This is a genomic window from Bacillus sp. NPDC094106 (assembly GCF_044764345.1).
Taxonomy (GTDB): Bacteria; Bacillota; Bacilli; order Bacillales; family Bacillaceae_G; genus Bacillus_A.
In genome coordinates this window covers 1-6,616 of record NZ_JBIWHY010000040.1, presented here as the reverse complement: position 1 = coordinate 6,616, position 6,616 = coordinate 1, and the positions used below count along the sequence as shown (strand labels likewise).

Here is a 6,616-nt window from a genome sequence, read left to right as displayed (position 1 = left end):
ATGTCCTTTTTTAATCCAAATCTGAAGAGTTTTATAATTTATTTGATTTTCCGTTGTCATTTTTTCACCTCCTTGTTAAGGATATTATACCAAAAGAAGAACGTATGTTTTTATATTTTTACTTGAACATAAAATATTTTTTTCGATTCACCTCACCACCTTCACATATGTTTAGAGGTAGGAGTCCTCTCGAAAGGTATGATAGAGAGGGAACTTAATCGACTTATTACTTCAAGACTGGCTAAATGTTGGTTTATCTTTGTTTCCTGCTCTTGATTTGAATATTTTCTTAGCTTTGAAATAGCCCTATTTAGTGCTTCACCTCCATAATATCCGGCTTCTTCTGCAAAAATAGCAGCGTGAAATAGTGCGGTTTGCTCCTCAAAATCAAAAAAAAGAGGAGCTTTAATAAAATTGTTCAATAAAGTGTATCCACCGTTATGTCCTGTGTCTGAAATTATAGGTACACCACTTGTTGAAAGTGTATCAATATAACGATACACAGTTCTTATATTCATCTCTAACTTTTCTGAAATTTGTTTTGCAGTAATTTTTTCACCTGAACTAAGCATCCATAGAATTGCTAGTATATTGTCAATTTTAGGCATATACATCCACCTCTATATGGAATTTATTATCCATTATATAAGTTTATTTTCAATTAGTAATAAGTAAATTTTATCCTCTAAAATGCAATAGCCTACTATCAACTTAGATAACAGTAGGCTATTAAAATTATTTAAAATTTGAATAATATTGCATCAACTTGTTATTTTGAAGAATAATAAAGTTCTATAATTTTAAAGGTCTTAATGAAAACTAGCCCCCGATTATTTATTCTATATATGCAAGCCACGCTTCATAAAATGCTTGAATAGTAGGATATCTTTTAGCTTTTTCTTTATGTAGAGCTTTTTGACATACATTATATAAGTCTTGTGTACTTTCCCATTTTTCATAGCTTTTATCACTTTTTCCACCGATAAAGGCAAAAGCAATTCCTGCTAGTACATACACATTCGTTTCACTTGTAATTTGTGCATGTAGTTCATATTCCTCAGGTGCTTTGAAGCGACTTGATCCCCAAAAATCCTCCCCGATTTTATTGAATACAGGTGCTTTTTGAAAGAAATCAATATCACAAATCGTAAGTTTTGATTGCTCAAAATTATATAAAATGCTACCGTCATAAAAATCAACCATGACGTATCCTAATGACTCAACATACGCTGCAAATTCAAAAATTTGTGCCAATATGCTGAGTCGTTTAGTCACACATAATTGTCTTAACTTCACAAACGGCGAATGTAGTGCATGGTACTTTTCATACGGTGTAAAATCCCAATGATTGTGCATGCATTCCCCATCAACCCAATGAAACCTTAAGCAAAATCCATTTTCCATTTGAATGGAATTAATATATGGGACTAGCAAAGGATGTTGAATTTGTTCATACACTTCTTTTGCCTTCATTAATCGTTGGATTGCATCCTCTATATTGCCCTTGTATTCTAAATTGCGTGCACCAGCATACTTCAAAAAGTAACGCTGCCCATTTTCAATAATACCAAAGCTAATATTGCCTGAATCGTGCTGATCAAAAACAGTAAACACTTCTACATCCTTTAACCAATTAAAATTATGATACGCAGCTATTGTTATAGGGTATTGATTTTTTCCTATTGCGATATTTATCACGCGCTGCTCCTAACTTTGAGCGAGCGTAGTTTATAGAGGTATGATACGCATGCTCAAATTGTTTTTACCTCATATTTTATTTTCTTCTGTTTTTTCATCAAACATCACTCCTTTCAAATAACTGTCCTTATTTACATCCAAAACTATCAAAATATTCTTTTTCTTATTATACAGGATAACAAAAAAAGATAGTGTGAAATTCCAAATCACACCATCTTTTTTTAACAACTATATTAGAATTTTCTATCTTAGCAACTGAAATAAATTATGTGTTCCTGTGACCTAATTTTACATGTGTTTCAATTAGCCCCTACAAACAGATCAAGTTAGCGGAGGATGAATGAAAGGTTTACTTTTGATTCCTGCACTTTGTTTGGGGATTTTTTGTGCATTGTTCACGCAAATGATCTGCATATCAATTCATTTTTGATATGCAGATCATTTGTATGATAATTCTTATAAATAATTGCTGAATGATAAACTTACATAAATGCTTTTAAAAGTTCTTGAACTAATGGAATTACTCCACCTACAAATTTTAAAATTGCCATTGCGATTTCCATATTATGTCCTCCTTTTTTCTTGAGTAGTAAGCTGTAAGAAATCTTTATACCCCTATTATAGTAAGCACTTACAAGTTCATCAATACATTTTGATATGCAATAATACATATTTGCATTTTGGGGTCTCGCTACACATCCATCAACTTAAGAATATTAACTACCTCCAAGTTTAAAAAAGCGTTATACTTTCTAATAGTCCTTTAAAATCGATGCAGCAATCTCTTATAGAGAAAACTCCAGTTTATCAGCATTAGGCTTATGAAAATGACTTCTCCCTACCACCTGAACTATGCCCTACACGTGCTTGAGGAATGGGATTTCTGTTGGAGTACTGTTAAATACGAGATTATCAAATTTTAACCAAATAGGATGTGACATTTACAGCGTTATATGGTGAAGTTACTAAAGAAAAACAAACTAGATGGAGTGTGATGAACGATGAAAAAAATTCTTGCTATATTTGTCCTATCCGTCAGTTTACTTGTAGGTGGTATCGTTCTGGTTGATATAAAAAAGACAATGACTCAATCGGATGTCTCCAAAAAAGAAAAGAAGTCTAAGTTTAAGGAAGCAAACGATCCTATTATGTTAGAAGATAACTTTCAATCCGGACTAGAAAAATGGAAAATAGCTATCAACGACTCGGAAAACCGTACCAGCCTAGATACTGATACGATCGCGCAGCGTGTACATATAGTAGATGCACCCGACATGACGGGAGATCACAAAGCAGTGCAGTTCGTTGTTCCGCATTCTCGAGGACAGTTCCGTTCGGAAATTGCACAGCCATACGAAGAAGGGTTCCACGAACGTTGGTATACAGCACGGATTTATATCCCGCAGGATTGGGTATTCGACAAGGGCGGTGGCAACGATATCGTCATGCAATGGCACGCCGTACTCGGCAGTGAGCGGGTGGATCGGGATTTTCCGGAATTGGCTATTACAGTGGAAGGTGACAGATGGAATATACAACGAGCATTTGGTCCTACTTCGAATATAGAGCGCGATTCTAAGACATTGGATGAACTGGTGCAAAAAGGAGTTTGGTCTTCTTGGGTAATCCATGCAAAGTGGTCATCAGGAAGCGACGGATTGCTACAAATATGGAAGGATGGAAAGGTTGTATGGGAAGTGCAAGGTCCTAATGCCTATGCTACACGTGCGCGTACACCTTACCTCAAGACAGGGCTTTACCACCCACAGTGGAAACCGAAGTATGGCGAACCGAAACCTGGTCCGGTAAAAGAACGGAAGATTTTTATCACCGATGTCAAGATTGGAAGCGAACGGGCGACATACCAGGATATGGTGATCAAAGATGATTCCTCAAAAAAAGGAAAAACAGACATCCGGAACAAGTGAGTGATGCAAAAGATTTACGATTTTAACACAAACTTACTAATGTTATGAAAGATATAATTATATAAAAAGTAAAACGGGTCATTCCATGTTATGACCCGTTTTCACATGTATCCTGAATGAACCCTATTAGGCAAGGTGTTTTTATAGTTTTCGTGTACTTTTAATATAAACTCCAGCTTATTTTGATAAGTCATATTCTAAGTATTCCTCATCCCATACAAGAACGTGATCATCTACATGCACGTGCCATTCAGCACCTAAAATGACACACCGAATTTGTGAAAGCAATGCAGTCCAATGTTGAACACCCTCCCATATTGCATCATCACTGTTGTCGGATAACCTGGTTGAACCCTCGAAGATTATATCATCTTCCATTTGATTCTCTTGATTATATACTGTAAAACCCTCCCAGTTATATCCTCCACCCGTATTATTATATTTCTCAATTTCTTTATCGACGGAATGTTCCGAAATCAATTTATCAATGACTTCCTGTTCAGTGGTATTAAGCTTTTGCTTACGGTTTGCAGTATAATAAATAGAAATACACATTTTATAATCCCCCCTTAATTTATATCATTTGAAATAACTGTAAATCCCTGCTTAAAGTCTTCTAACTAAAAAATTTTAAGTATTTCCCATCTTCTATACTAAAGCATCTACCTCTGGATTTCTTATTAGCTATATTTAAATACTCTCTAGCTGTAGAAAAATCACCTAACTCATAAGCCATCTTACCAGCCCAAAGTTCTCGTTCACCTGTGTCTCCTCTTCCAGGATCTGCAACAAATATTTTATAAACCCATTTTTTCATTCGTTCAATATCATTTAATACCTTTAAGTAGACCCTACACAAAAATTTGTTTCTCTATAGTTAGTTATTTATAAGGATTCATCCTATTTTTTCGTTTTGGGGTAGTTTCTATTGTTAGGTTGATAGCCATGGAGTGATCCCCCTATAAGCTCATCTTTTTTTAATTTTTTTACGTTTCCTAGCATAGATGTTCCTTCTACTTCACTGGGGGATTATGTTAACTTTTACATGAATATAATATATACTTAAATCTGAACATTCGGAAGAAAAAGAAGTGCAAAAATGCTAACTTGAAATTATAGAGAGATAGGGGGAGGATTTATGGAAAAACAATATACAATCTCAAATTATGCACCAACATTAGAAGAATATAAATATTTATGTTCAGTTGTGGGTTGGGAAGATTATATGAACTTTGATGTTGCTGAAATATCATTAAAAAATTCTGTTTTTGCCGTTACAGTTAAGGATAAGAGTAAGACCATAGGAATGGGAAGAATTGTTGGGGATGGAGCTATTTACTTTTACATTCAAGATGTGGTAGTTCATCCAGACTATCAAGGAATGGGTATTGGCAAAAAAATTATGAATGCGTTAGTAGAATATCTAAAAGAAAACGCACCAAATAAAGCGTTTGTAGGATTATTTGCATCAGAGGGAAAAGAAAAATTTTATGAAAAATATGATTTTAAGGATTACTCACCTAGTATGACAGGAATGTTTACTGTAATAACGAAATGTGATTAAAAAATTTATATTGGGGTCCCGCCCCATCGCTATCAAGCTAAGAAATACATTCTTCCCCAAAACTAACTAAATTCCTATGGACAACTAGGAAAGGATGAAATTTTCGTTTTGGGGATACTTCAAAATCTTAGGTTGATGGTATGAGGTGGAACCCCAACATAGAATCATTCAGTATCCATATCTTCTTCAGATGAATATAAGAGGATCGACATTAATTCTTGCTTAGATACAGGCTTTATATTCTGTCATGATATTGTTGATGATTGTTTTGACTGGTAGAATTTCCTTGATTTCATGCACTCTTGCGCCAGCAAAAACAAGACCATTCTCACAATCACCATCCATTGATGTTATCAAAGAATCTAGCGTACAAAAACGATAAGAACAATTTTTTAGGCAATTCATGCACTTCTTTATTTTTATCTTTTTATCATCAGCTATCAGTTCAGTGAAGTTATTCTTAATTGCACGACCTTGGAGACCTACAGTTGTTTTGAGCAGCATAGTATCTTTCGTTCGAGCATTTACATATTTTTCTTTAAATGATAAGGGTGCGTCACACTCATCACTTGCAACAAATCTCGTCCCCATCTGTACTCCAGAGGCCCCCATACTTAAGGCACGAGCAAGATCTTTTCCGTTCATAATTCCTCCAGCAGCAATTACGGGAATTTTAACCGCTGCAACTACTTCAGGTAATATATCGAATAAAGGTCTTTCGGTTCCGAGGTGTCCTCCGGCTTCATGACCTTCTACAACAACTGCAGCTGCACCCAGGCGTTCAGATAATTTAGCAAGCTTCGCTGAAGAAACAATTGAAATAACTGGTATGCCGGCCTTTTTGCCCCAAGTATACATATCTCTTGAAATCCCAGCACCTGATATGATGAAATCAACTTTTTCTTCAATGGCCGCTTTCATTTTTTCAGCAAAATCATTCATCGCGAAAAGAACGTTTACTCCAATATAGCCGGCATTCTGTACCTTTTCCTTCGCCTTCCTTATATGTAGTCTCATTTCGTCGATGGAAATTCCAGTTCCTGATATAATTCCAATTCCTCCAGCATTTGCTACAGCAGATGCAAGTTTGCTTAATGAAATACCTACGCCCATACCTCCCTGCATAATTGGAACCTTTGGCATCATATGACCGATTTTTAATTGTGGAAAGTTCAATTAAATACCCCATTTCATTACTATTTTTAGAATGGACCGTTAAAACTCCCTTAGTGTAACATAGCGTTTTGGATGGACACCAGGAAATTAATACCTACTCCTAGTAGTTTGTGGTGTTTTTTGTTGTTTTTCACAAAATGTTCGAATAATATTCTATGAAAACTCCCGCCACTTATCTCCTTCGGATCTTGAAGTGGGGGTTTCTCGTGTATCATCTTCAAGAGATGCTTAATACGAGTGGAGTTGACAC

Annotated in this window: 7 protein-coding genes and 1 pseudogene; 2 read left to right on the top strand and 6 right to left on the bottom strand. The window is 35.3% G+C overall.

Annotated elements, in window-relative coordinates; all coding sequences use genetic code 11:
• Nucleotides 1-191: 191 nt before the first annotated feature.
• The 3 genes and pseudogenes from ACIQ7L_RS28025 to ACIQ7L_RS28015 all read right to left on the bottom strand — a co-directional run.
• Nucleotides 192-608: pseudogene (locus ACIQ7L_RS28025) on the bottom strand (helix-turn-helix transcriptional regulator); the annotation flags it as partial.
• A gap of 226 nt (nt 609-834) precedes the next feature.
• Nucleotides 835-1,698, bottom strand: a complete 864-nt coding sequence (locus ACIQ7L_RS28020; RefSeq protein WP_400573485.1) for a serine/threonine protein kinase — start codon at nt 1,696-1,698, stop codon at nt 835-837.
• 482 nt (nt 1,699-2,180) lie between these two features.
• Complete coding sequence (locus tag ACIQ7L_RS28015) at nt 2,181-2,369, bottom strand: hypothetical protein (protein ID WP_400573483.1); 189 nt, start codon at nt 2,367-2,369, stop codon at nt 2,181-2,183.
• Between the two features lie 330 nt (nt 2,370-2,699).
• On the opposite strand from ACIQ7L_RS28015, the gene ACIQ7L_RS28010 reads away from it, so the two are divergent.
• Nucleotides 2,700-3,626: a polysaccharide lyase family 20 protein gene (locus ACIQ7L_RS28010; RefSeq protein ID WP_400573482.1), complete on the top strand. Its 927-nt coding sequence runs from the start codon at nt 2,700-2,702 to the stop codon at nt 3,624-3,626.
• Nucleotides 3,627-3,803: 177 nt separating this feature from the next.
• Here ACIQ7L_RS28010 and ACIQ7L_RS28005 read toward each other — a convergent pair whose 3' ends face one another.
• Nucleotides 3,804-4,181, bottom strand: coding sequence for a hypothetical protein (locus ACIQ7L_RS28005; RefSeq protein ID WP_400573480.1), 378 nt, complete (start codon nt 4,179-4,181; stop codon nt 3,804-3,806).
• A gap of 61 nt (nt 4,182-4,242) precedes the next feature.
• The gene (locus tag ACIQ7L_RS28000; RefSeq protein ID WP_400573478.1) at nt 4,243-4,443 is read right to left on the bottom strand and encodes a hypothetical protein; all 201 of its coding nucleotides are present in this window, start codon (nt 4,441-4,443) and stop codon (nt 4,243-4,245) included.
• A 321-nt stretch (nt 4,444-4,764) separates the two neighbouring features.
• On the opposite strand from ACIQ7L_RS28000, the gene ACIQ7L_RS27995 reads away from it, so the two are divergent.
• Nucleotides 4,765-5,190, top strand: a complete 426-nt coding sequence (locus ACIQ7L_RS27995; RefSeq protein ID WP_400573476.1) for a GNAT family N-acetyltransferase — start codon at nt 4,765-4,767, stop codon at nt 5,188-5,190.
• Nucleotides 5,191-5,412: 222 nt separating this feature from the next.
• On the opposite strand, the gene ACIQ7L_RS27990 is transcribed toward ACIQ7L_RS27995, so the two are convergent.
• Nucleotides 5,413-6,366 (bottom strand): NAD(P)H-dependent flavin oxidoreductase, encoded by a 954-nt coding sequence (locus ACIQ7L_RS27990; RefSeq protein ID WP_400573474.1) that lies wholly within the window; start codon nt 6,364-6,366, stop codon nt 5,413-5,415.
• Between the last annotated feature and the right edge of the window lie 250 nt (nt 6,367-6,616).